Source organism: Bifidobacterium sp. WK041_4_12 (genome assembly GCF_041080795.1).
In the GTDB taxonomy this organism is placed as follows: domain Bacteria; phylum Actinomycetota; class Actinomycetes; order Actinomycetales; family Bifidobacteriaceae; genus Bombiscardovia; species Bombiscardovia aquikefiricola.
Genome location: NZ_CP129674.1, coordinates 950,205 through 976,998, shown reverse-complemented (window position 1 = coordinate 976,998; position 26,794 = coordinate 950,205). Strand labels below are relative to the sequence as shown.

Sequence of the window (26,794 nt, the reverse complement as noted above, 5' to 3'; positions counted from 1 at the left end):
TAGCTCCTATGTACTAGCTCCTAAGTGTAACGGCTTACCGCGGCAGCATCATCGGGCGTTGCGTTGCGGTGATCGGCGCAGGCAGCTCGGTGTTTCCGGTAAGGAACTTGTCGACGGCGGCTGCGCAGCTTCGACCTTCTGAAATTGCCCACACCACAAGGGACTGGCCACGTCCTGCGTCGCCGCAGACGAACATGCCATCCTGCGAGGTCGCGAAATCGTTGTTGCGCGCGACATTGCCGCGCTTGTCGAGTTCCACAGGAAGCTGATCGACCAGAGTCTGCGTATCAGGGTGCAGGAATCCGATGGAAATGAGTACCAGATCTGCGGGTATGATGCGTTCGGTTCCGTGCTGACGCGTAAACGGGCCATTGTCTCCGGGAGCGACATCGACGATCTTCAGCCCTGTGATGGAGCCGTGCTCGTCGGCGATGAAGCTTTCAGCCGTGGTACCTTCCTTGACGTCAACGGCCGTGTCGCCCGCCTCGCCTGCTTCGAATTCAACGGAATCCGTGCTGTAGAGGTACTCGCCGCCCTCCTCCATCGAGGAGGTCTTCTGATAGGTGCGCGCATATGTGGGCCATGGATCCTTGTCGGGACGCGTTGCCGGTTCCTTCGGATTGATCTGGAGCACCGTGACGGACCGTGCACCCTGACGAATCGACGTGCCTAGGCAGTCAGAACCGGTATCGCCACCGCCAATGATCACCACATGCTTGTCTTTGGCAGTGATGCCATTGATCGGCTTCTTGCCCCAGACCGCACGTGTTGCATCGGGCAGGAAGTCCATGGCGAAATGAATGCCCTTCAGCTCTCGTCCAGGAATGGAAATGTTTCTCGGCACCGTCGAACCGATGGCGACGACCACCGCATCGTAGCGGCTGCGCAGTTCATCCCAGCTGATGTCCTTGCCGATTTCGACATTCGTGCGGAAGCGCGTGCCTTCTGCCTCCATCTGCTCCTGACGCTTGTCGATCAGTGTCTTGTCAAGCTTGAAGTTGGGAATGCCATAGCGCATCAGGCCACCGATGGCGTCATCGCGTTCGTAGACGACAACCGTATGTCCAGCTCGCGTAAGCTGCTGGGCGCATGCGAGACCTGCGGGACCGGAACCCACGACAGCCACCGTCATGTCGGTCAGACGCTGCGGAGGTTGCGGCTTGACATAACCGAGCTTCCAAGCCTGATCGATGATCGTCTGCTCGTCGAGCTTGATCATCGTCGCAGGCTGATGAATCGCGAGAACGCATGCCTGTTCGCATGGTGCCGGGCATACACGCCCTGTGACTTCAGGGAAGTTGTTGGTGACGGAAAGGCGGTTGTATCCATCCTCCCATTTGCCCTGACGAACCAGATCGTTGAATTCTGGAATCAGATTGCCCAAAGGACAGCCCGTCATGCAGAAAGGTGTGCCACAATCCATGCATCGCGCTGCCTGACTCTTAGTGAAATCCTGCAAACCGAATTCAGCATGGACGTCCTGCCAGTCCTTGGTGCGCTCTGAAACTGGTCGTTCCTTGAGCTCTCGACGCGTACGAACCTTCAGAAATCCTCTTGGATCAGTCATCTCAGTGCACTCCTTCCACAACACGTTCATACAATGATTCCCACGCCCCAGGCTGGTTGAAATCGACCTTGTCCTTGTGAGCCTGGTCCATGGCGGTCTTCATCGCCAGATATTGGGTGGGAACGACGTGCGTGAATCGTTCCAGGCTCGTCGTCCAGTCCTTCAGCAGATTTTTGGCTGTTTCGGAACCGGTTTCCTCTGCATGACGCTTGACAAGCGCATGAAGCTCCTCTGCATATTCTGCCTCGACGGCCAGGAACTGCAAGGAACCGTTCACCCTTGCCGAAGGATTCACCTGATTCATGTCCAGATCGAGAACATAGGCATTGCCGCCAGAGAATCCTGCTCCGAAGTTTCTTCCGGTCGGCCCCAATATGGCTACCGTTCCGCCGGTCATGTATTCGCAACCGTGGTCGCCAACGCCTTCGACAACGAAGCTTGCACCTCCGTTTCGCACGGCGAAACGCTCCCCTGCCTTGCCTGCAATCAGCATCTGGCCCGAAGTTGCGCCAAAGCCCGTGACATTGCCGCAGATGACGTTCTCATGCGGATCGAAATGAACGTCTTCAGCCGGACGCACGATGATGCATCCACCCGAAAGCCCCTTGCCGGCGTAATCGTTGACTTCGCCATAGATGCGCAGGGTTTCGCCGCGAGGAATGAAAGCACCGATGGACTGACCGCCCGATCCGTGCAGCGTGATGTCAATCGTGTCATCAGGCAGACCCTGCGCCTTGTAGCGCTTGGTAATTTCATAGCCGAGCATCGTGCCGACCGTTCGATTCACGTTGCGGATCGGTACGTCAATCAGCACTGGTTCCTTGCGTTCCAAGGCGGGTTCGGCAAGCTTGATAAGCCTGTTGTCAAGCGCCTTTTCGAGCTCGTGGTTCTGGTTGATCGTGTGATGAAGAATGGTGCCAGGCGTAGGACCGGCCTGCATGAGTACGTTGGAAAGATCGATGCCGCCGGACTTCCACCGGCTGATGGCCTCGTTCTGGTCAAGCATCTCGACATGGCCGACTGCATCTTCCAAGGTGCGGAAGCCCAGTTGAGCCAGCAGTTCTCGAACCTCCTCAGCGATGAACATGAAAAAGTTGATGACATGCTCCGGCTTGCCACGGAAACGCGCGCGCAATTCAGGGTCCTGCGTTGCGATGCCCTGCGGACAGGTATTGAGCTGGCACGCGCGCATCATGACGCAGCCCTCTACGATAAGTGCAGCCGTTGCAAAGCCAAACTCCTCAGCTCCCAGCAGTGCGGCGATGACGACGTCTCGACCGGTCTTGAGCTCACCATCGCACTGCACGACGATTCTGCTGCGCAAGCCGTTGAGAATCAAGGTCTGCTGGGTTTCGGAAAGTCCGATCTCCCATGGGGTTCCTGCATGCTTGATGGCGTTAAGCGGTGCCGCCCCGGTGCCGCCGTCATATCCTGATATCAGCACGACATCCGCGAAGCACTTCGCCACACCTGCCGCAATGGTGCCGACACCGAACTCAGACACCAGCTTGACATGGATGCGCGCCTTGGGATTGGCCATTTTGGCATCGTTGATAAGCTGCTTCAAATCCTCGATCGAATAGATGTCATGGTGCGGAGGAGGAGATATGAGTTCCACGCCTGGGGTTGCGCGGCGCACCTCCGCAATCCACGGCGGAACCTTGGCGCCTGGCAGATGACCGCCTTCGCCAGGCTTTGCTCCCTGGGCAAGCTTAATCTGCAGATCGGTTGCGGACACCAGATAATCGCTGGTCACGCCGAATCGTGCCGACGCAATCTGCTTGATGCGGCTCGTGCGGGCTGGATCTTCGATGCGGTCCTGTGATTCGCCGCCCTCTCCCGAGTTGGAGCGAGCACCAAGCTTGTTCATCGCCTTGGCCAGCGTCTCGTGAGCCTCCTGGGAGATTGATCCGTAGCTCATGGCACCGGTCGAGAAGCGCTTGACGATCTCGGAAGCCGGCTCGACCTCACTGATGTCGATGGGCTTGCGGCTATGCTTGAACTTCATCAGTCCACGCAAGGTCATCAGGCGGTTTGACGTGTCGTTGATGTGATGTGAATACTGCTTGAACATCTGGTAGTCGGCTCGCTGCGTCGACTGCTGCAGCAGGAATATGGACTCGGGATCGTTCAGATGCTCCTCGCCCGTCCTGCGCCACTTATAGTCGCCACCTGAACGCAGATTCCTGTGCGGACGGGCAGTCCATTGCGTTGGATATGCGACCCGGTGTCGTATGGCGACCTCTTCGGCAATGTCGTCCAGACTGGTGCCTCCGACACGAGACGTGGTGCCGGTAAAGTACTCGTCAACGATCTTTTGGCTCAATCCTACGGCTTCGAAGAGCTGAGAACCACGGTACGACATGATGGTACTCACGCCCATCTTGCTCATGATTTTCAGAACGCCGGTACTCAAAGCCTTGGTGAGATTCTTGGCGGCCTGCGCCCCGGTGACCTTGAGGTATCCTCGCTCGGAAAGATTCTCGACGGATTCCAACGCCAGATAAGGGTTCACGCAAGCGGCACCGTAGGCGATCAGCAATGCGACATGGTGCACTTCGCGCACGTCTCCGGCTTCGACGGCAAGCGAAACCTGCGTTCTCGTATGACGGCGCAGCAAATGGTGCTGGACTGCGCTTGTCATCAGCAGCGAAGGAATGGGACCCCATGTGTGGTTCGAATCGCGGTCGGAAAGTACGATGAAATTCTTGCCCTCTTCGATGGCATCGTCAATCTGCTTGAATATCTCGTCAAGGCGCGCCTTCAGCGCCTTGCCTCCTCCGGCGACCTGATACAGTCCTTTGACCACGAAGGGCTTGTAATAGTTGTTGAGAATCTGCGCCTTGTCCAGACGCTTCAACTGCGCCATTTCATCCGAGTCGACAACGGGGTTCGGGATCAGAATCTTCTTCGCATGCAACTCGGTGTCTTCGAGCAGATTGGGCTCTGGTCCGATGGCAGACTCAAGGCAGGTGACGATCTCTTCACGTTCCCAGTCGAGCGGCGGATTGGTGACCTGTGCGAACTTCTGCGTGAAGTAGTCAAACAGCATTCTCGAACGTGATGACAGCACTGCCATAGGCGTGTCATTGCCCATGGCTCCCAAAGGTTCCTTGCCACCTTCGGCCATCGGTGTGAGCAGCATCTTGAGATCTTCTTCGGTGTAGCCGAAAGCTCTCTGACGTCGTCTTACCGACATGCCGGAATGGCTGACATGCTCGCGCGCAGGCAGCTCGCTCATTTCTACCGAGTTGCCCTCGACCCATGAACGATATGGATGCTGCGAAGCGAGATTCTTGCGAATTTCATCGTCGGGGACGATGCGCCCCTCGTTGACGTCGACCAGGAACATCTTTCCTGGTTCCAAACGACCCTTGCGCGCTATATGGCTCTGAGGGATCTTGTCGAGCACGCCTGTTTCCGAAGCCAGCACAAGATGTCCATCATCCATCAGCTGCCAGCGTCCAGGGCGCAGACCATTGCGATCAAGCTGCGCGCCCACGAGGTCGCCATCGGTGAAGATGATGTTCGCAGGACCGTCCCAAGGCTCGATCAGCGTGTTGTTGTATTCATAGAATGCTCGAACATCGGGGTCGAGCGTGTCATTCTTCTCCCAGGCGGGTGGCAGCATCATCGAAACGGCGTGAGGCAGCGAACGTCCTGCAAGATAGAGCAGTTCCAACGTTTCGTCGAAGGTGCCGGAATCCGAATAGCCTGGCGTATTGATGGGCAGCAGTTGGGAAACGTCGCCCAAAAGTTCAGAGCTCAGACGACCTTCGCGGGCGGACACCCAATTGCGGTTGCCCTGAATCGTGTTGATCTCGCCATTATGGGCAAGCAGTCTGAAGGGCTGCGCCAGTGGCCAGCTGGGGAAAGTGTTGGTGGAGAAGCGTGAATGGACGATGGCGATGCGTGCCTTCATCAGCGGGTTTGACAGATCGGGGAAGAAAGGCTGAAGCTGCATCGTCGTGAGCATGCCCTTATAGGTGATGGTCTTGGTTGACAGCGAAACGAAATACACGCCAACCGCATGTTCGACGCGCTTCCTGACGCGGAAGGCCCGACGTTCCAGATCCATGCCTTTCAATTCGCCATTCGGATCCGCAATCACCAGGGTTTTGAACGATGGCATCGTGCTCAAGGCCTGCAAGCCCAGTCCGTTGGGGTTGGTCGGCACGTCCCGCCATGCAAGAACCGAAAGCCCCTCCTCTTCGACGATGGAGGCGATGGCCTGCTCTTGCTGCGCACCGAGAGCAATGTCACGATCAAGGAAGACGATGCCCGCCGCATAGCTTCCCTGCTCGGGTAGTTCTGCGTCAATCGTTGCCCGCATGAATTCATCGGGCATGGTGATGAGCATTCCAGCACCGTCACCCGTGTTCTTTTCAGCGCCGACGGCACCTCGGTGATCCAGGTTCACGAGAACCTCAATCGCATGATCCACGATGGAACGTTCAGGAATCCCATTCAAGGTAGTGACCATACCGACACCACATGCGTCATGCTCGTTGGCAGGATCGTATAGTCCCTGTGCATTATGAACAGTAAGATCAAGTGGTGCTTTGAAAGTCACTGATATCACCTCTCTAGGGTGGGCAGAAGTCCGAATGAAACGCTTTGATAGAACAGAATACCGTGTGGATGTGTCATTGTAAGGTCTGATTCCATAATGTGTGTCGTATTTGACATTATTGACACGCACTCCCGTTAATCAAGCGTGTAGGCATCAAGCAGCCTTTCGACGATGAGGTCGTTCAGCAGCCGCCCGTGAAGCGTAGGCACTATGGTCGATGACGACTCTTCGATCAAGCCTTCTTCGTGCAACGCCTGCACTATGCCGGGCTGCAACTGCTTTCCCGCGAGGGCATTGATGCTCTCGACATCCAAGCCCTCATGCAGACGGACCCCGAGCATGATGGCTTCCTCGAGCGTCGCCTGATGATTCAAGCTTTCCGCTCCCTGCCAGGGAACATCGCCCTGATGAATCGCATGCGCCCAGCGCCGCGGGTGGCGAATGTCCCAAGCCCTTATCGAAGAGCAGCCGGATGGAAGGCTGCGATGCTGCCGTGTGAAGCCCTCATGACTGTCAACCGCATACGTCCCTTGCGGCAAGGTTGTCGATGCGCTCAGATGTCCGAAATGCGAGTGTGCTCCAGGCCCCAGCCCCACCCAATCGATGTTTCGCCAATAGCCAAGATTGTGCCGGCATTCATGGCCGGGCACCGCCCAATTCGAAATCTCATACCATGCGAGTCCTTGCTCGGAGAACAGCGAATCAGCGATTTCATACTTTTCAGCTTCATCATCGTCGTTGGGTTTGGGAAGTATGCCATAATCGACTTTTCTGCCCATCGGGGTCGTGGGTTCCAAGGTGAGCGCATACGCGGAAATGTGCGTCGGCTGCATGGCCAAGGCACTGCGGACGCTGGTCTTCCAGTCGTCGATGCTCTCTCCCGGAGTGCCATAGATAAGGTCGACGCTGCATTCAAGACCCAAGGCCTGGGCTGCCTTCACGTTGGTCACGACGTTTTCTGGCGTATGCGTGCGTTCGAGCGTTTTCAGCACATGCGGGACCGCTGACTGCATACCGAACGAGATTCTGGTGAAGCCACCCGCCTTCAAGGTCTGCAGATACGCCGCATCGACAGTGTCAGGGTTCGCTTCTGTGGTGATTTCAGGATTGTCGACGACACCCCATTCATGCTCGGCGGTCTGCACCATGCGCACCAGGTCGAGCGCCTTGAGCACGGTGGGCGTTCCTCCTCCGAAGAATATGGTGGACAGAGCTTCGGGCGCGATGCCGTTCTCTTCCTGCCAACGCTTGAGCAGCGCCATCTCTTCGATGATCATCGTCGCATAGTGGTCAACGCTTGCGCCTTCGCCCATGTCCATCGACGTGTAGGTGTTGAAATCGCAGTAACCGCAGCGCTTCAAGCAAAATGGCACATGAATGTACAGACCAAAGGTCATGGTGTCCCCCATTGCAACTGAGCTAACGTCTAACTATCCTTCTTGGCAGCCGCGCGAATCTTGTCTCGCGTATCCCTATCCGTAGAATCGTCGGTGCTCAACGCCGCGATGAACGCTTCCTGCGGCACTTCGACGCGCCCGAGCATCTTCATGCGCTTCTTGCCTGCCTTCTGCTTTTCAAGCAGCTTGCGCTTTCGTGTGATGTCGCCGCCATAGCATTTGGCGAGCACGTCCTTGCGCAATGCGCGAATCGTTTCGCGCGCGATGATGCGCGAGCCGATGGCCGCCTGAATGGGAATCTCGAACTGCTGACGCGGTATGAGCTCCCTGAGCTTCTTCGTCATCATCACGCCGTATGCATACGCCTTGTCACGATGCACGACTGCGCTGAACGCATCGACCTTCTCACCCTGAATCAGAATATCAACCTTCACCAAGTCTGCCGACTGTTCGCCCGACTCATGATAGTCAAGGCTTGCATAGCCTTTGGTGCGGCTTTTCAACTGGTCGAAGAAGTCGAACACAATCTCGGCAAGCGGCATCGTGTAATGCATCTCGACACGATCCTCGCTGATGTATTCCATCGTGCCCATCTGACCGCGATGATCCTGGCATAGTTCCATGACGGAGCCGATGAATTCCTTGGGTGTGATGATATCGGCTGAAACCACAGGTTCGACGATCTTCTTCACCTTGCCGTCCGGGAATTCGCTGGGGTTGGTGACGCGATGCACCTTGCCGTCTTCCATCGTCACGTCATAGGTCACGTTCGGAGCGGTCGAAATCAGATCGAGATCGAATTCTCGACTCAGACGCTCCGCGACGATTTCCATATGCAGCAGTCCAAGGAAGCCACAGCGGAATCCGAAGCCCAAGGCAACTGAGGTTTCCGGTTCATAGACCAGGGCTGCATCGTTGAGCTTGAGCTTGTCGAGCGCCTCTCGCAAGTCTGGGAAATCAGCGTTATCAACTGGGAAGAGTCCGGCATAGACCATCGGATGAGGGTCGCGATAGCCGGGCAGCGCCGTGCTTGCAGGGTCTTTCTCAGTCGTGATCGTGTCGCCAACCTTGGATTGGCCAACGTCCTTGACGCCCGTGATCACATACCCGACTTCTCCCGCACCAAGCGCCTTCGTTGGGGTCATGTCAGGGCTTATCACGCCAAGCTCAATCGGGTCGTGAACAGTGCCCAGACCCATCATGCGGATTTTCTGACGGGATTTGATTTCACCGTCAACCATACGAATATAGGTGACGATGCCACGGTATGAGTCGTAGACCGAATCGAAGATCATTGCCCGCGCCGGGGCCTGCGCATTGCCATGTGGCGGTGGCACCTCCAGCACGATGCGGTCAAGCAGCTCGCTGACACCCTCTCCCGTCTTGCCAGACACACGCAATACGTCGCTTTCTGGGCAGCCCAGAAGCCCAGCCAGCTCCTTGGCATGCTTGTCTGGTTCGGCACTGGGAAGATCAATCTTGTTGAGCACTGGAATGATGGTCAGGTCGTGCTCAATCGCCATATACAGATTTGAAAGCGTCTGCGCTTCAATCCCCTGCGTCGCATCGACGAGGAGCACCGCGCCTTCGCATGCGGCGAGCGCTCGGGAAACTTCATAGGTGAAATCGACATGGCCAGGGGTGTCGATCATGCCGAGCGTGTATTCCTTGCCATCAGCGGTCCAAGGCACGCGCACAGCCTGCGACTTGATCGTGATGCCACGTTCCTGCTCGATATCCATGCGATCGAGGAACTGGTCGTGCATTTCACGATCCGACACGATGCCACTCAGTTGCAGAATGCGATCAGCAACCGTTGATTTGCCATGATCAATATGCGCGATGATGCAAAAGTTGCGCATCAACGATTGATCGGTGAATCCGGGCTGATTATGCTGAACCGCCACCGTGCTCCCTCCGATAAAGTGTGAACTTACGGAATTCTACCCGTAAGTGCAGCCAGACCGGAACTCAGGCACATTGACAGTGCAGCGAACCCTTGCATGCGCCATTTATACCGCTCATGGCGGGATTCTTGGAAAATGGGCATGAGGCATGGTAGCCTATATGTTTGTCTATAAGGATATAGCATAACGTCGTTTGGAGTAACAGTGGCAAACATCAAGTCGCAGAAGAAGCGCGTCATCACCAATGAGAACGCTCATCTTCGTAACGTATCGGTGAAAAGTGAAGTAAAGACTGCCGTGCGTGCGGCACGCGAGGCAATCAGCGCCGGAGACAAGGAAAGCGCACAGAGCGCATACCAGGTCGCCGCCCGCAGTCTCGACAGAGCTGCAGGCAAGGGCGTGATTCACAAGAACCAGGCTGCGAACCGCAAGTCCGGTCTTGCTACCGCCGTGAACGCTCTCTGAGCTTTCCTTCACACTTCGAAACCCGCCATTCTCACGAATGTGCGGGTTTTTTGTATGCGCTCACGAACTCTATGGTCGATTCGGGACGCTCTTCCCATCTGCGCTGTGCTGCGTTCCCCTTGTGCATCGAATGGCATGCCGACTTGATGCAACCTTGAAGCAGTCTGTACCATCTGCCCATGCCTGTCACTGTCTCGCACTTCACGCGCTACTGTTGTAGTCATGCGAATAGTCTTGCAGCGGGTCTCCTCCGCTTCGGTACGTGTGCTATCTCAGCGAACAGCATCATGTCCTGATGCCCTGCCGCTCCCTGAACCTCAGGGCATCGGGCTGGGCTTGCTCGTGCTCGTGGCCGTAAGCGATGCCGATGATGACGACACGGTATCTTGGATGTCGCGAAAAATCGCTCACCTGAGAATCTTCGAAGATGACGCTGGCGCGATGAACCGCTCGATTCGGGAAGTGCAAGGCGAGATTCTCTCGATTTCGCAGTTTACGCTCTATGGAGACGCTCGAAAGGGGAATCGACCCAGCTTCATGGCGGCAGGCAAGCCCGAGCACGCGGAACATATATGGAATCAGTTCAACGAAGCGCTGCGCAGCCAGGGCATCATCGTGCGAACAGGCACCTTCGCCACCCATATGTCCGTAAAGCTCGTCAATGATGGCCCAGTGACGCTGATTCTGGAGCGTTGAGCGTTCGTTGTGAACTTCATCAAGTACAACAGGGTATTTTTCGAGCATATACCGTGATTTTCGCCCAAAAAGACCTTACTGTACTTGACGAAGTTCACAATGAGCAGAGCAGATGCTATATCCTCCACATTCGACCACATGGATGGGTCATCTTTGCCCCAGAGTGGGCACTCATTAGCATGTTCCCATGGATATCACACACGATGCAGCTTGGCTGAATTCAACGAACCAAGAATTTGAACGATGCCTTCATGTGGCGAGGAAGGCGCGGACTCCTTTGGTACTTGCCGGTTTAACTGCCATATCGCTTATAGGCCTGCCACCGCCATGGAATCAGAACCGGGACCCGCAGCGCGTGACAGTCTGCGCATCCTCGCAACAGCAACGATCGAAGCAGCAAGGCGTTCGAGCCATCTATTGGAGTCTGCCCTTTCACACATCAACAATTACACACGATGACGTATCAATGAATATTGTCGATCCGGTTACCGCATGCCTCCAAAGTCTGCGCGATATCAGCAAGGAAGAGGGGGTTGTCTTGTTCGATTCGCTTCTCGCAAGAGAAGCGAAACACAAGGATGCCACCAAGCAAGATCTTGAGTGCCTCGTAAACACAAACCAACGATTTGTAGGAAAGGCAAGTGCACGGTGGGCTTTGGAGCATTGCAGGGAAGGAACTGACTCTCCCATGGAATCCCGGCTCAGAATACAGCTCATTCAACATCATTTTCCCTGCCCACAGGCGAACTACATGATTCAACATCCACACACAGGTGAGATATGGTTCGCAGATCTTGCATACCCGGAGCTCAAGATCGCAATTGAATATCAAGGCGTCAAGTTTCATACATCCAAAGAAAGCCTGAAACGAGATAGCCGCAAGAGTTCCGCTCTTCAAGGAATGAAATGGAATGTGATTCCAGTGACAGCAGAGGATATTCTCGATCCAACATGCTGGAATCGATTTATTGACACACTCGAAAGCGTTATGGTGGCACAATCAGCCCGATACTCTGTTCATTGTGAACTCGACGAAGTATAACTGTCGAAAAAGAGAGCAATCAGCCCGAAAAACAGCGAAAAATCAGAGTTTATACTTCGTCAAGTTCACAATGAACACAATCGGTGGGGACGGTCACTGAATTATTGGTCGAAGAGGCGCAGAAACGTCGACATTGTGCTTCGAACCGATCTTGCTGGGGTCATTGATGATCTTATCCACGACAGCCTTCTTCATCTCAAGCTGCGAAGCATCGCCCCACACGATGACATATTTCCCAGAACTGATTTCTGTGGTGATGGAATCCTGCGTATTCGCAGTGACCTTGGTGATGTTCTGACGCAGACTTTCAGGCAGAGAGGCAAGAATCTTCAACGCCTGCTTTACGGCATTGTCCGTAAGCCCACCCTTGAGCGTCGAGACCTGGATTTCGGGAATGCCCGTAACGGTTGCCGCAGTAACAGTGTTCAGGATGCGCGCTTCACTGTCTACAGCGGTCAGGGTGCCATCAGCCGATTTCAACACTGCGGCAGGCTTCTCCGACTTCAAACTGATGCGGATTCCATGAGGATAGAGCTTCTCGGCTTTCGCTGAGGTGACACCAGGGAGTGCGCCGACTTGATTTTCGACCGTTTCTGTTGAGACGAGAAGCAGTGACTTTCCCGCCTGCTTTGCAGCTATGGCACTGACCTCGTTGGAAGACACCCATTCGTTGGCTCCAGTGACCTGAATGCCTGAAATCTCAAACCGAAACACTGAAGAGAAAAACAGCATCCAGACCAGCAGTATCGCCAGGGCAGCCGCCGACACTATGATGGAAATCCTTGTCAAAGATTTGTACAATCCGGCAGTACGACGTTCTTTCAGTCTTGCAGTGAAGTCAACGATCTTTGGTCTGGTAAACATACCCGGACTCTGGGCGGAATCTTCGCCATCGGCACCCTGCCCGTGCAGTGAGCGGGCAATTCGTTCATCCACCGATTCCAACGAATCCAGCACTCTGGCATCGACGAAATCGCCATCGGACGAACTCGTGGACTTGGACTTGGCGGAGCGCACGCTTCGAGGACTCTCACCACCGGGCACCGACTGCTGCCTGCGTCCAGACTTGGCGGAACGTACCGATCTTCCCTTGTCATCTCGATGTGGGGAATGTCCGGAACTGACTGCTTTTCGAGCCATTGTTCAGCCTTTCCGACAGTCAGCGAGTCATCGACTCTGGTGAAAGAGACATCCTGGTGTGGGAGCGAGACACCAGGGGGTTAGCAGGAGACCCATGGGAACCTGATTCAGCAGATCGTGAGTTCTCATCATGCAGAGGGCTTTCTCGTGCCTCAAGGACATGCAGAATAACAGGCACTACGGCATTGATGTCGCCAGCACCTGCGGTAATCACGACATCTCCTGGCTGAGCCCGCATGGCAATCATCTGGGCTGCCTGATTCATGTTATCCACGGCGCTGATCCATGCATGTGCAGGGCTATCACTCACTGTCTGAGCTGCCTTCACGATGCTTTGGGGACCAACATCGGGAAAATCGGACTGCTTTTCTCTCGCTGGGAAGATACCCGTCACCATGACATCATCCGCCTTGTGCAACGCTTCGGCAAATGCTGGGGCGAAGAACTGGGTTCTGGAGAACAGATGTGGCTGGAAGATGATATGAATCCGCGAGCTTGGATATCTTCTGCGTGCGGCATCCAGCAGTGCCGCGATTTCAGTGGGATGGTGCGCGTAATCATCAACGACGGTGACCTGATTGACGCTCCCCCACACCTGGAACCGTCTCACGGCTCCGAGGAATGATGCGGCGGCAGCTGCTGCCGCATCAACATCCATGCCGAGCAGCATTGCGGCGATGATGGCAGCGGTTGCATTGCGGGCGTTATGGATGCCTGGAATCTTCAGGGCTACGGCAACTGATCGTTCCTCGCCGTCCGCGAGTGCCGGAGGGATTATGATGCTGAAGCGTTCCTCACCACTGCCCTGACGTTCCGACTCGGAAACGATGCGCACCACGCAACCGGGGAAGGCTGCAAACCGTGAGCCATCCCCTGTGGTGTAGACGACGGTGTGCTGAGCAGTGTGAGCATCGAGTCGTGCAATGATGTCTCGAGCGCCTGCATCATCACCGGTTATCACCACATGTGCCTTGGCATGGCTCGCATGAGCTACGAACGCTTGACGGTATGCTTCCACAGTGCCGTAGTGATCGAGATGATCCGCTTCTGCATTCGTGACTATGGCAATCTCTGGGCGATATTTCAGAAAGCTTCCATCGGATTCATCAGCCTCTGCAACGAACACCGATCCAGTGTCTGCATGACCGCCGTCGATGGGCCCGTCAACGCCTTGCACCGAACCGCCAATCGCATAGCTGGGATTGCCGAGCTTGTCTACGGATCCGGCTGCGTGAGTCAGGACATGCGAAAGCAAAGCGCTTGTTGTGGTCTTTCCATGTGCTCCGGCAACGCTGACAGCTCTCTTGCGCGACATCAGCAGACCAAGGATATCGCTGCGATGCACCAGATGACGATGTTGGCGTCTCGCCTCCATGATCTCGGGATTGTCCGATTTGATGGCGCTCGACCATACCACCGTATCGACTCCCTGCAGATTCTGTGCCGACTGGCCGATGTGCACCGGTATCCCCAATGCTTCCAATCGTTGTGTCTTGCTGCTCTCGCTTGAATCCGAACCGCTGACTTGAACGCCCTCCTGGTGAAGCATCTCAGCGAGCACACTCATACCAGCGCCACCGATGCCAATGAAGTATGTAGAACCCAGATGGTGAAAGGCTGCATCTGCAAGCTTTGTGGAATCCAATTCCTGTCTTGGTTGCAGACCGCTGGATGGCACGTCACTCGATGGCGCGTCACTCGATGTCATGTTGAAGGCATCCTCTGTCGGATCCAATCGCATTGAGGACTGTTGCATTCGCTGCTCGCTACTGTTCATGGTCGTGGATTCATCCATCCCTCTACTCATTGCTCCATGCATCGATTCATCTTTCACGAATATCGACTCCCCCGAAACTGCCTTTTCAACCATTATTGCCTTGGGGCATAACAACATCCATCAGTCACCCGTCACACGCATGAACCGACGATCAGCAACCTGGAATCATGCATGACTTGGCTCCATATGGATTAAGCCATCATGCGCACGATTCAATGCGGGCAGCCATGGTCTCTGCCGCATCACGAGTTCCATAATTCCATGCCGACTTCCCCATCGCAAGAAGATTCACGCGATTGTGCAACAACGAGATGACATGATCACTGATCCATGCAGGAGTGAAGTCTGCATCGTCAACCAATAGTCCGCCATGAGCATCCACGACTGGCTGTGCGTTATATCGCTGCTCGCCATTGCCAATCGGAAGTGGCACATACACGGCAGGAATGCCGAGGGCGGTCAGCTCGCTGACCGTGCCCGCACCGGAACGGCAGATTACCAGATCCGCACAGGCAAAGGCCAGATCAATGCGTTCAAGATATTCAACGACGTGATAGTCGCCCTGACCGGTTTTTCCAATTCCCAGACTGTTGACCGCATTGGCACCAACCTGCTGTTCCACAATCGAGCGGACCTCATCACCCTTGCCTTTGCCGGTCAGATGAATGACCTGTGCATAGCTGAGAAGTTCACTCGCGCTGCGGGCAACGGACTGATTCAAGCTCACCGCACCCAGCGAACCACCAGTGACCAGCACCAATGGGCGGGACGTGTCGATGCCAAGAGCCGAGGATGCCTCGATACGAGCCAGCTTCGCATTATCGGCGATGCGCTTCGCCAATTCTGAGATGGTCGGTCGAAGGGGAAGTCCGATCCGTTCGATGCTGGCACCCTTTCGCGCTTCCAGACCGGTGTTGTCATACACCGTACCGATGAAATCAGCCCATCGAGCGCCCAGTTTGTTCGCCATGCCTGCCTTGGCATTCTGCTCATGAATCAGAATCGGAATGTGCAGCAGATGGGCCGCTCTATACACCGGTGCCGAAGCATATCCGCCGAAGCCCACCACCGCCTGAGCCCCGCGCTCGCGCAAGATTCGCTTGACCTTATGCACCTCATGTATCCAGCGGAAGGGAAATGTGAAGAGCGCAAGGTTGAACGCGCGAGGGAAAGGCACTTTCTCTATGGTGTCCAATGCAAAGCCGGCCTGCGGAACCAGATCGCGTTCGAGCCCAACCTTCGTCCCGATCACTGTGATTTGGCTGTGCGGATTCCGTGCCTTGAGTGCTCTGGCCACACTGAGCAGGGGATTCACATGCCCCGCCGTGCCGCCTCCTGCCAAAACGACCCGGATCTTCTCTTCTTGTGTTCCCATATCCCTGAGCATATCCCTTATTCAATCCATATCATGGCTTTGCCTGCGAGGAGCGAATCTCTGGCAGAGTCTTCATCATACTCACAGCCACCCCAGAAGCGCAAAGACACATGATTAATGCCGTTCCACCAGCAGAGACGAAGGGCAGTGGCAGACCCATGACCGGAAGCAATCCAAGAACAACGGAAATGTTAATCAAGGCCTGGCTGACGATCCATGCGGCGATGCATACCAGCACGAGGCGCGTAAATGCATTATGCGATTGCAGTGCGACTCGTATCAGACACCAGCCCATAATGATGAAGGTCATGATAACCAAGGATGTGCCAATGAATCCAAGTTCCTCGCCTATGACTGCAAAGATGAAATCGTTGTGAGCCTCGGGCAGATAATTCCATTTTTCACGCGAATTTCCCAGACCGACACCGGTCAAGCCTCCCGAAGCCATGGCATACATGCTGTGGATGGACTGGTAGCAGACTCCCTGCACGCTTTCTGCACTGCACGGAAGATATGCTGCCAGAACGCGATCCATGCGATTCGAGGAGCCAAAGACGAAGACCACCACGATGCCAACTGCTGCGACAGCGCTGAACAGCAAGAGCAATACCATCGAAAACCCGCCAACAAGAAAAGCCACGAATCCTATGATGATGAGAATCATGGCGGTTCCCAAATCCTTGCCTAACAGAACAAGACCCACCGACGCTGCAAACATGGCTATGGGAATCCAGTACGCCTGCCAGACGTTAACCTTCGCCTTTCGCGCCTTCGCAACGCTTAAAGCCAGCGGTAGCCAGATGCACAATGCGAGCTTCAATGCTTCGGCTGGCTGTAGCGTCAGCGGACCGATACCAATCCAACCCGTATTGCCATTGATGTTGCGACCGAGCGGGCTCAATGTCAGCAGCTGAAGAAACATTGCTCCAACGAGGAGGAAGAACGAAAAGCGTCGATACCATCGTGCATCGATATGGGCGGTGACCGCGGCGACGATCAATCCGAAAATACCATATAAAGTCTGGTTTGCCGCCTGCGCCCACGGTGACTTTCCTGCAGCGACCATGTTCACGGAGGAGCTGGAGAACACCATGATGAAGCCAAAAACGGTGAGTGCCACCACGCAGGTTATGAAACCGTTGTAGCACCAGACTGGGTTGAAGATGTTGCGCCAACCGGCATAGTTGACCTTCTGGGCGATATCTGCAGCATCCCGGGAAGAGGAAGCCTTCCGATATCGCTCACTTGCATTCAGATGGGTCTGTTGCAGGCGCTTCGAGGATGCACCGGATGCTGACTGCGGCCGGGAACCGGATCTAGTCGTTCTGGGCATGATCTTGAACCCATCTCGATGCCTGCTTCACAAATTGGTCGCCTCGGTCGGCATACGATACAAATTGGTCCATTGACGCACAGGCAGGAGCCATCAACACAACATCACCTGCCCGAGCATATGAACCGCAAGCATCGACTGCACGTTGCATGACGGTGTCGTTGTCGGCCGGATCGATCACCGTTGTCGCAATGTCCGGTGCGGAAGCAGCGAAGGCCTTGCGCATCGGCTCCTGCTCCTTGCCGATGATAACGGCAGCCTTGATTTTCTTGCGCTCGTCTGCCACGAGTTGCTCGAATTGGCTGCCTTTCGCCAATCCACCAGCAATCCAGACCACACTGTGATCGGCGAAGCTCGACAGCGATGCCGCCGCAGCATGGGCATTCGTTGCCTTGGAATCATCGACGAATCGGATGCTTCCGTCAGCAAATGACGCGGTCGCTACGGTTTGAATGCGATGTCCACCGGGTGCAAAGTGCTTCAGCGCCTTGATTGCATCATCAACGCGAATGCCGAATCCAAGCGCAAGTGCCAGGGCGCACAGCGAATCAGCGACCAGATGAGGATATATCGTCCCGTCTGGTTCACTCATATGCTTGAATTCTGTGACTTTCGCCAGTGTGACGCGATTGCTGGAATCCTTTGCCGAACCGCTCGCCAAACCGCTCGCGTCAACGATCCACCCATCTTCAACACCAATCTGACCTTCATGCGGCACGCTGAGGGTGAATCCTACCTTCTTGCAACCGGCTGCTGGCTGGGCTTTCATCGCCAAGGCCGTGACTCGCTCGTCATCCGCGTTGTACACCAGTGTTTTGGTGACGCCACGATACACCTTCGCCTTGTCTGCCGCATAGTTCGCAAAACCACCATGCCAGTCCAGATGATCGTCGGCAAGATTGGTGATTGCTGCACATGCGAGTCTCAAGGAGTCGGTGAAATGAAGCTGGAAGGAACTCAGCTCCACGCACAGCGCCTGATTGGATGCATCGAGCGCTGCATGGGAAACAGCCTTGCCGATATTGCCTACCGCTGGAGCTGTAAGACCTGAGTCAGTCAGCATAGCCGATGTCATTTCGGTCGTTGACGTCTTGCCATTGGTACCCGTTATCCCAATCCATGGCGCCGGAGCATCGCTCCCCGTGCTGTTCACTCTGAGCTGCCATGCGAGTTCGACTTCGCTCATGACCGGAATGGAGCGGCGCTGCGCCTCAATGATAAAGGGAGTACGGGGATTGAACACCGGTGAGGTCACGACCATGTCAATCGATGCCCAGGGTATGTCTGCAAAACTGTGCACATCCGCTTCGGCCTTGTGCTCGTCAACGGTTATCACTCGCCGCGCGCGATTATTGAGTGCAGCGCAGGAACTTCTGCCTGAAATACCAAGACCTGCGACCAGAACCGTTGCATTGCCAACATCCATGATGTCTGCTCCACCCTTCATTGCTCAATTTGCTGAGGATCTATAGTATGCGTGTGCCATCAACCCAACAGGCCGGATCGAGTGACCCAATCGCCATAGAAGATCACCATGCCGATAAGCACGAACATGAATTCGACCATCCAGAATCTCACGACCACCTTTGACTCCGGCCAGCCCATCAATTCGAAATGATGGTGGATTGGAGCCATCTTGAACACGCGCTTGTGCGTCATCTTGAAATAGCCGACTTGAATCACGTCAGACATGGCTTCGACGACGAACAGCCCACCCATGATAATCGCAAGGAATTCGGTATGGGTGGCGATGGAGATGGCTGCAAACAGTCCGCCCAAGGCAAGCGAACCGGTGTCTCCCATGAAAATCGTTGCTGGCTTGGTGTTAAACCAGAGAAACCCGAAGCAGGCCGTTGCGGCGCAGACAGCGATGATCGAGAGATCCAGAGGGTCAGAAACGGCGTATGAGAATCCCAGATGCACGCCACCTTTGATGTGGTAGCTTTCCCAGAAGGCGATGATGGCATAGCCGACGAAGGCAATCATCGAGCTGCCGGATGCGAGTCCATCCAAGCCATCGTTGAGATTGACGGCATTGGTCCACGCGGCCATCAGGAAATTGACCCATATCACGAAGATGACAATGGCGAGGAATCGGCCAGCGAAATCAAAATTGAAGAACGGCTTCTCGATGAAGGCCATTCCTGCCTGAGCGCTGGGGAAGCCTGACTTGGTGGGGATGATGAGGGCAAGCACGGCATAGATGGTTGCGAAGACAACCTGCCCCAGGAATTTGGCGGACACGGAAAGCCCGAGATTCTGCTTCTTCCTCACCTTGGCAAAATCATCGATGAAGCCGAGCAATCCCATGGAAACCATGGCAAAGAGCACAAGAATTGCCGACCATGAGGGTGCCGTGTGGTAGAAGAAGAACCGATACAGGGCGGATGCGACCCAACCAAGAATGATCGCGAGGTTGATGATCACGCCGCCCATGGTTGGTGTTCCACGCTTGACCAGATGCGATTTGGGACCATCCTGGCGAATGTACTGACCATAATGCAGGCGGTGCACAAGCTTGATGAGGAGAGGCGTGCCGATCACCGTCACTGCCAGAGAAACCACAATTCCGATAATGATTGAGATCACTTGTGTCCCCCGTTCATTGCTTCCTGTTCTCCATCGTACGATGACCCCTGATACCTTCGTGGATTCAGACGGGCAACTCTTGTGTGCAGACCATGCGTGATGGTGCAAGGATTGTTCATGATTGCAACACCTTGGCCGGTGCAGTCCAGCGATCGGCAAGAACGCTGAGCCCCGAAGCATGCGAACCTTTGAGCAGAACGACGGTATGGGGATGTTCGGCGGATGCCTGGGCAACCATTGTCTCGGCCTCGTCAATGCTCCCCGCGAACGAACTGGTCGTAACCGCATTGCCATCCGCACCATCTGCTGGAACGTCCATAGCAGCGTCACGCTCTGCCGCAACAGCCGTCTCGGCACCATCGACGATGTCGCGCGCAAGGGCATTGAGCTCGTCATTGCCACCAATGGCAATCAGCCGGTCGATGTGCTGCTTCACGCAGAGTGCACCCATGTCGGCATGCAGCCGCTTTTCGTCAGCGCCAAGCTCGAGCATCGCTCCGAGGACGGCCACACGATATGGGCGAATCCGCTGACTCGCTCCCCAATCGGCCAATCCCAGCACTCCTGCAGTGACTGAAGTGGGATTGGCATTGAACGAATCATCGATGAGCGTGAAGGACGATCCTTGGGACTCAACCTTCGATACCGCCATGCGATGAGGACTGATTCGTTCCTGCGTGCCGAGCACCTGCGCAATGTCAGGCAACGACAATCCCAGTTCATGGGCGACCGCAGAAGCGGCGAGGGCATTCATCACATTATGCGTTCCACGAATGCCCAAGGTAACCTGATGCGTCTCTTCCTTCACCGAGTTGGCAGGCTGCGCTGTGACAGCTTCATCCTGCGCATGCATGAGGAATGTCGGACGGTCCAGATCATCGGTGTGAATGTCGGTGGCATACATGTTCATATGCGAATCTTCAGGAAGGTGACTCCCCTCTTCACCGAACCACAGAATCTTTCCAGGAGAGTATCGTCTCATGGCGCTGACTCGCGGATCGTCGGCGTTGAGCACCGAGATGCCTCCCGGCAGCAGGTTTTGGATGATTTCACTCTTGGCTGTCGCGATGTTGTCTACCGAACCGAATTCGCCAAGATGCGCCACTCCGACGATCAGCGCGATCGATATGTCAGGAGGAGCGATGCTGGTGAGGTAATTGATGTCGCCGATATGAGAGGCGCCCATTTCAGCAGTGAAGAATCGGGTGGATGCATGAACCTTGAGGGCGGTCAGGGGCAATCCAATCTCATTGTTGAACGACCCAACCGGCGACACGGTGTTTCCAAGACGAGAGAGCAGCGAAAAGAGCAGATCCTTCGTGGTGGTCTTCCCTACAGAGCCGGTTATGCCGATAATGGTAAAGGGATCAGGCAACTCTCGCCGCCGGTCGATATTATGGCGAGCCAGCAATCCGAGTGCCTTGACCGTATCGTCAACGACAATCTGCGCCATGTCAGTGTTGTCAACCTTATGTTCGACCAAAGCTGCGACCGCGCCTTGGCGAGCGGCCACGGACACGAAGTCGTGCCCATCGACTCGTGCGCCTGGAATGGCAACGAACAACGAGCCTGTGCTCGCAGTTCGTGAATCGGTTGTCACACTGGTGATAATCTGGTCACCCTTGAAGTCAGCGATGCCTGAGACCGAGCGTGCTATTTCGTCAATGCTCATAGGCATCATCTCAGGCTCTCGGTTCATGCCAGATTTGTCAGACGCTCCCTGTCGGGGAAGCAGACTCGTGTCTGATGCTGACTGTTGCTGAGAATCCTTGGCATCATCTGCCATGTCGTAACCCCGCTTGTTCAATGTTCTCCTCAAGATAGCTCTTTGGCGACGCGTATTGCGCTCTTAATGTTATTTCTTCGAACACCTGCTGCCATGGTCATCGAAATGCTCAGTGACAGCTGACGCTGTGATTCACTATCTTCGCTGATGCCCGCCTGCAGTGACAGTGAGTCGGACTCGTCGGTTCTTGCAGCGACCTTGGTATTCTTGGTGATGCTCAGCCCATAGGTGGTGCAGATTTGCTCCAGCCTGCGCTGCTCAGCCTGGCGTATCTTGCTTCTGTTGGTGCCAGGTGCCGAGTCGTGCCTCTTGTCATGCTGACTGTCTTTGTCGCCCTTCATGGCTTCAGACTTCATGGCTTCAGACTTCATATCGTCAGATGCAATGACGACCGTCTGCGTGGCATCGGCCTGTTTATCGCCCTTCTTCACAGCCCTGTCGGCTGCCTCTCTTGCCCGGGCAGCAGAGACGCTCGTCGAAGCGGAATGTGGAGAGACCATGCTCACGACATCAACCTGCACCGCCTGCAATGCATGAGGCTTCAAAGTCTGTGGATTGACTGCTATCACCAGTGCAGCCGCACCGTCTTCAAGGCATACCGACATCAGCCGTTCCATGTCGAACATGCTGATGGGATAGTTCAATTCCAGTGGACGGTCTAGGGAGTATGAACCCTCTGAGCTCACCACGCCCACAGGATTGCCGAGAACATGAAGAAATTCCGCCAGCTTGTCGACATACTTGCCGCCCTCGGAATCGGCTATCGCAAAGATTGCCAATGATTCGGATGGTTTGCCTGCAACATCCGAAGCGAGCTGTCCAATCTGCTTTGCATCCAGACTGCCTAGCAATAACGGAATCTGGATGTTGCTGGCAGCCGTTCCCTGAGCCTGGGGCAGAACCATGGCATAGGCTCCACGAGACTGTGCCATGGCAATGTCAGCGGCAGAGACTCGAGTCTGAGATGGTACGAACAGTGCCCCTGGTCGCACAGAATGGGCATCGTCTGACAAGGAGGTTATCGTCACTGGTTCACAGAATCTGGGCTGTACTGCAAGGCCGTAATGATTGCCGAGGTAGCCCAAAGTCATTCTCTGTGACATGGTTTCGCCTAATGAACTCACTGTCCAGCCTCTCTTCTCACAGATAACGAGCCCATACTGTCGAACTCGGTGGTGATTTCCTCATCATCGAATCGGCCACGCACATGCTCACCAAGTTACTGGAATAGCACCTGTGCGCGGTGACGATGTAGGAACTTCATATTTCTGCATAAGGAATTCACCAATTTGGGCAAAAACCGGACCTGCAGTCAAGCCACCGTACATGCCTTCCGGATTCTTCAAGACCACCGAGACAACGAACCTGGGATTGTCGGCGGGCAGCGCACCGACCCAATCGGCGACGATACCCGTCAATGCGCCGTTGGCTCCAGCTACCTCCGCAGTGCCGGTCTTCGCAGCAACGCGATAACCCGATACCCCTGCTATTCTGTTGTAGTTCTCGCCAACGGACTCCATGGCGTTCATCATCTGTGAAGCGACGGAAGGGTCGATCACGCGTGTTGACTGTGGCGTCTGTACAGAAAGCGCCTTTCCATTCTCGTCCTTGACATTGGCGATGATCGACTGCTGATTCTTGACGCCTTTATTGGCAATCGTTGCTGCCACGTTGCTGAGCTGCAGCACGTTCGTCGCATATCCCTGACCGAAGAGCACCGTGTTCTGCGTGCGCTTATCCCAGCTGGAATCTTTCGAAAGCAATCCATCGGATTCACCGGGCAGTCCCATTCCGGAAGACTGGCCGATGCCAAATTTGGTGAGGTAGGAGTATCGCTGAGCCGGCGAATATTTGGAGGAAGCCATAATCACGCCAACATTGGAAGACTGCTGCAGAATTCCGGCGAGAGTCCAATGTTCGGTAGGGTGAGACTCGGCATCATGATATGTCTGCCCATTCACATCGATGCTGTATGGAACGCTGAAATTGCTGTCCATGGTCTGCTGCTTTTCCTGCAGCAACCCGGAGAGCGTAATCAGCTTGCCCACCGATCCAGGCTCAAAGGTTTCGGTCACCGCGTGCGATGGATTGAGCTTGGCGGCAGAGCTTCCCGCCTCCTCGGTGGCGGTATCGGCAAGTGCGAGAATCTTTCCGGTTGAGACTTCCTGAACCGTAGCGACCGCCCATTCTGCCTTGTATTTCTCCTCGGCCTGCTCCAAGGTCTGTTCGACATACCATTGCACGTCCCTGTCAATGGTGAGCTGAACGTTATCGCCATTGACTGCCGGGACGGATTCCGTCTGGGTGCCTGGAATCTGCTGTCCATCGTTGCCTCGCTGATATTTCGTGTATCCATCAGTTCCGGTGAGCAGCTTGTTCTCCATCTGCTCTATGCCAGCCACACCGGTTCCTGCATCATCGACGCCGCCGAGCAGCGAACCCATGAGCGTGCCGTTCGGATAGACGCGGTCGGTGGTGAGCTGAGCCGTGATGATACCGCTGAGATTCAACGCATCGATGGCGCGCTTCACCGTCGGAACGACATCCTTCTTGATGACCACATACTGGTTGTCACCGGTCAGCATTGCGCCGAGCTCCATCGCGTTCATGCCGAGCACGGGAGCAAGCAGCTTTGCGACTGCCGCCGGTCCTGTCGTTCCAACCGGCTTGCCATCAATGCTTTGGCAGTTGTCTTTGGTTGCCTTGGTGCACGTTGTCGGCTCGAAGGTGGATGCCATCTTCGGATCGCCGATGATCGTGTATCGTTCGACGCTTTGTGCAAGGACAATGCCGTTCGTATCGGTGATGCTGCCACGCTGAGCGCTGATCGTGGTGCTCAGCGTCCGGCTTGCCGTGGCCGCCTCAGCGGTGGTCTTTCCGGCAATGAGCTGAATATACGTCAGCTTGATGACCGCCCCGGACGCAACCAGAGCGATGATGGCCGCCACGCATACCGTGCGTTTCATGAACTGTGTGGCGTTCTTCCACCAGACGATAAGGGGTACGTTCATTGTTTGTCTCCCGAACTCTGAGTAGCCTTATAGCCTTGCAAATCAATCGAAATCGAACTCTGCTGCGGTACCATGCCCATGTTCTGCGCCTTGTCGGGCAAGGATGCCTGCAGCCCGTCGAGTGTGCTGCGATCATCCTCGATGTCTTGGGTCAGACGGCTGATCGACTGCTGCTCTCGTGTCGCCTGGAATGAGTCCTCCATCATCTGCGTTCTCAACATCAATGAACCGATAAGGCTCGCACCCAGCACTATGAACGCAATCATGAAGTGGAACATCGGGGTTCTACGGGTTCGTGTCCAATGAATGAGTTGCTGTGCTCGTTCGGAAAGGTTGTGCTGATTGGCGCGACGATTCGTCAACAGCTGCAGTTCAGGTCTCGTCTCGTGCTGCTGTGAATCCGGACGACGCTTCTCGCGTCTCGCACCGGACTGTATGCGTCTTGCTGCTGCAGGCATTTATTCCCTTTCCTTTCCGTGCTCCTCGTAGTGCTTCAATGCGTGCTCGGGAATGTGGCGTATCAGCTCGACTGCTCTCAGTCTCACCGATGCCGACCGTGGGTTCTCTTCAATCTGCGTTTCGTCTGCCTTGATTGCACCGTGCGTCAGATCCTTGAAATATGGCTGTGCCTCCATCGGAATGACCGGCAAGCCCGGGGGCACGTTCACTCGCGTACCGGCCGTCATGAAACGCTTGACGGTTCGATCTTCGAGGGAGTGATAGGATTCGACGACGATCCGACCGTGCATCTTCAGTCGCATTGCAATCTGAGGCAGGGTTCGCGACAGTTTCTCCAGTTCTCCGTTGACCTCGATGCGCAATGCCTGAAAGACCCGTTTCGCCGGGTTTCCTGCGGGCCGATGTGCATGGGGCACTGTGCTGTCCACAAGCTCGTTCAAATCCTTCGAGGTCAGCAACGGCTGTGATTCGCGCCGTTCAACAATCGCTCTCGCAATCGGCCTGCTGAAGCGCTCTTCACCGTATTCTCGAAAAATCGTAGTCAGCTGTTGCACGGAGTAGCGTGCAAGGACCTCTGCCGCCGTAAGAGTCTGCGTCGTATCCATGCGCATATCGAGTGGAGCGTCATGCGCATAGGAAAAGCCGCGGGAGGTCTCGTCAATCTGCAGACTTGACAGCCCCAGATCCATGAAGGCCGCGTCGACCTGCCGTATGCCCTTGCTTTCGAGCACCTTGTCGAAATCATCGAAGGCGGCATGAACGGGAATGAATCTGTTTGAAAGACCTTCCTGCTCCATGCGTTCGGTGGCCAGATGCAGCGCTTCCTCGTCGCGGTCAATGCCGATGAGTTGCGCGTCGGGAGAGGATTTCAGGAATGCTATCGCATGCCCAGCCAGTCCAAGCGTGCAGTCCACTACGATGGCATCACTATGGGCGAGCGCGGGAGTAACGAGGTCTACGCACTCGTTCAGCAGCACCGGCTGATGTATGGCATTCAAATCCGTCATCAGAATCCCACCTCCGGAAGCACGTCGTCGGCTATGTCGGAATATCCCTGTTCCTTGCTGTCGAGATAGCTCTGCCATGAGGCACTATCCCAGAGCTCGGCGCGAGTGCCGACTCCGATGACGACCACGTCGGTGTTCAAGTGCGCATATGAGCGAAGCATCTGTGGAACCAGCACTCGGCCCTGCTTGTCGGGCACTTCGTCAACGGCGCCTGAAAGGAATACGCGAAGATAGTCGCGAGCAGCCTTGTTGCCCATTGACGTACGTTGAATCTGCACGGCAACGCGTCGGAACTCGCTTTGCGGCAGCAGATAGACGCATCGCTCCTGACCACGAGCCATGACCAGTCCATCGCCGAATTGCGAGCGCAGCTTTGCGGGAAGGGCCATGCGGCCCTTGTCATCGATTTTTGGCGTATATGTTCCCAGCAACAGTGCCGGCATGTCGAAGCCATTGCCCTGATCGGCGGATCTTGGCGATTGAGAGGAAGACTGGGCATCGTGAAGATTCGAGCCCTGTTCTTGCTGGCGTGTCCGACTTTCCTGAGTGGAATCGGGCTGCTCATTGCGAACGAAGTCGTCCGTCATGTCGCACCCCCATCCATCGGATCGCTCACCAGTCGTCACTGTTTCCCCACTTTACCCCATAACACTCCACTTTCCCCCACTTA

Annotated in this window: 19 protein-coding genes; 3 read left to right on the top strand and 16 right to left on the bottom strand. The window is 55.4% G+C overall.

Going from position 1 to position 26,794, the window contains the following annotated elements; translation table 11 throughout:
• Positions 1–34: 34 nt before the first annotated feature.
• The 4 genes from QN215_RS04205 to lepA form a co-directional block, all read right to left on the bottom strand.
• The gene (locus tag QN215_RS04205; protein ID WP_369344851.1) at positions 35–1,567 is read right to left on the bottom strand and encodes a glutamate synthase subunit beta; all 1,533 of its coding nucleotides are present in this window, start codon (positions 1,565–1,567) and stop codon (positions 35–37) included.
• A 1-nt stretch (position 1,568) separates the two neighbouring features.
• Positions 1,569–6,140: a glutamate synthase large subunit gene (gene gltB / locus QN215_RS04200; RefSeq protein WP_369344850.1), complete on the bottom strand. Its 4,572-nt coding sequence runs from the start codon at positions 6,138–6,140 to the stop codon at positions 1,569–1,571.
• Positions 6,141–6,274: 134 nt separating this feature from the next.
• Entirely contained in the window at positions 6,275–7,549 is a 1,275-nt protein-coding gene (gene hemW / locus QN215_RS04195; protein ID WP_369344849.1) for a radical SAM family heme chaperone HemW, read from the bottom strand.
• Between the two features lie 17 nt (positions 7,550–7,566).
• Positions 7,567–9,444 carry a translation elongation factor 4 gene (gene lepA, locus QN215_RS04190; protein ID WP_369344848.1) on the bottom strand — a complete coding sequence of 626 codons (1,878 nt, stop codon included), beginning with the start codon at positions 9,442–9,444 and terminating at the stop codon, positions 7,567–7,569.
• A gap of 204 nt (positions 9,445–9,648) precedes the next feature.
• On the opposite strand from lepA, the gene rpsT reads away from it, so the two are divergent.
• The 3 genes from rpsT to QN215_RS04175 all read left to right on the top strand — a co-directional run bounded on the left by rpsT (position 9,649) and on the right by QN215_RS04175 (position 11,647).
• Positions 9,649–9,909, top strand: coding sequence for a 30S ribosomal protein S20 (gene rpsT / locus QN215_RS04185; protein WP_369344847.1), 261 nt, complete (start codon positions 9,649–9,651; stop codon positions 9,907–9,909).
• A 222-nt stretch (positions 9,910–10,131) separates the two neighbouring features.
• Complete coding sequence (gene dtd / locus QN215_RS04180) at positions 10,132–10,605, top strand: D-aminoacyl-tRNA deacylase (protein WP_369344846.1); 474 nt, start codon at positions 10,132–10,134, stop codon at positions 10,603–10,605.
• Positions 10,606–11,071: 466 nt separating this feature from the next.
• Positions 11,072–11,647 (top strand): hypothetical protein, encoded by a 576-nt coding sequence (locus QN215_RS04175; protein WP_369344845.1) that lies wholly within the window; start codon positions 11,072–11,074, stop codon positions 11,645–11,647.
• Positions 11,648–11,740: 93 nt separating this feature from the next.
• On the opposite strand, the gene QN215_RS04170 is transcribed toward QN215_RS04175, so the two are convergent.
• From QN215_RS04170 to mraZ, 12 genes are all read right to left on the bottom strand, one after another.
• Positions 11,741–12,787 carry a cell division protein FtsQ/DivIB gene (locus tag QN215_RS04170; RefSeq protein WP_369344844.1) on the bottom strand — a complete coding sequence of 349 codons (1,047 nt, stop codon included), beginning with the start codon at positions 12,785–12,787 and terminating at the stop codon, positions 11,741–11,743.
• Positions 12,788–12,806: 19 nt separating this feature from the next.
• The gene (murC, locus tag QN215_RS04165; RefSeq protein WP_369344843.1) at positions 12,807–14,594 is read right to left on the bottom strand and encodes a UDP-N-acetylmuramate--L-alanine ligase; all 1,788 of its coding nucleotides are present in this window, start codon (positions 14,592–14,594) and stop codon (positions 12,807–12,809) included.
• Positions 14,595–14,763: 169 nt separating this feature from the next.
• Complete coding sequence (locus QN215_RS04160; protein ID WP_369344842.1) at positions 14,764–15,939, bottom strand: glycosyltransferase; 1,176 nt, start codon at positions 15,937–15,939, stop codon at positions 14,764–14,766.
• 31 nt (positions 15,940–15,970) lie between these two features.
• On the bottom strand, positions 15,971–17,272 hold the full coding sequence (locus tag QN215_RS04155) for a putative peptidoglycan glycosyltransferase FtsW (protein WP_369344841.1): 1,302 nt from the start codon (positions 17,270–17,272) through the stop codon (positions 15,971–15,973).
• Positions 17,256–18,698: a UDP-N-acetylmuramoyl-L-alanine--D-glutamate ligase gene (gene murD, locus QN215_RS04150; RefSeq protein ID WP_369344840.1), complete on the bottom strand. Its 1,443-nt coding sequence runs from the start codon at positions 18,696–18,698 to the stop codon at positions 17,256–17,258. Before murD ends, QN215_RS04155 begins: the two co-directional genes overlap by 17 nt.
• Positions 18,699–18,757: 59 nt before the next feature.
• Positions 18,758–19,861, bottom strand: coding sequence for a phospho-N-acetylmuramoyl-pentapeptide-transferase (gene mraY / locus QN215_RS04145; protein ID WP_369344839.1), 1,104 nt, complete (start codon positions 19,859–19,861; stop codon positions 18,758–18,760).
• A 115-nt stretch (positions 19,862–19,976) separates the two neighbouring features.
• On the bottom strand, positions 19,977–21,542 hold the full coding sequence (gene murF, locus QN215_RS04140; RefSeq protein ID WP_369345059.1) for a UDP-N-acetylmuramoyl-tripeptide--D-alanyl-D-alanine ligase: 1,566 nt from the start codon (positions 21,540–21,542) through the stop codon (positions 19,977–19,979).
• Positions 21,543–21,676: 134 nt separating this feature from the next.
• On the bottom strand, positions 21,677–22,750 hold the full coding sequence (locus QN215_RS04135; RefSeq protein WP_369344838.1) for a hypothetical protein: 1,074 nt from the start codon (positions 22,748–22,750) through the stop codon (positions 21,677–21,679).
• 108 nt (positions 22,751–22,858) lie between these two features.
• Positions 22,859–24,658, bottom strand: coding sequence for a peptidoglycan D,D-transpeptidase FtsI family protein (locus QN215_RS04130; protein WP_369344837.1), 1,800 nt, complete (start codon positions 24,656–24,658; stop codon positions 22,859–22,861).
• Entirely contained in the window at positions 24,655–25,116 is a 462-nt protein-coding gene (locus QN215_RS04125; RefSeq protein WP_369344836.1) for a hypothetical protein, read from the bottom strand. Before QN215_RS04125 ends, QN215_RS04130 begins: the two co-directional genes overlap by 4 nt.
• Positions 25,117–26,124, bottom strand: coding sequence for a 16S rRNA (cytosine(1402)-N(4))-methyltransferase RsmH (gene rsmH, locus QN215_RS04120; RefSeq protein WP_369344835.1), 1,008 nt, complete (start codon positions 26,122–26,124; stop codon positions 25,117–25,119).
• Positions 26,124–26,567, bottom strand: a complete 444-nt coding sequence (mraZ, locus tag QN215_RS04115) for a division/cell wall cluster transcriptional repressor MraZ (RefSeq protein ID WP_369345058.1) — start codon at positions 26,565–26,567, stop codon at positions 26,124–26,126. The genes rsmH and mraZ overlap by 1 nt, the downstream gene beginning before the upstream one ends.
• Between the last annotated feature and the right edge of the window lie 227 nt (positions 26,568–26,794).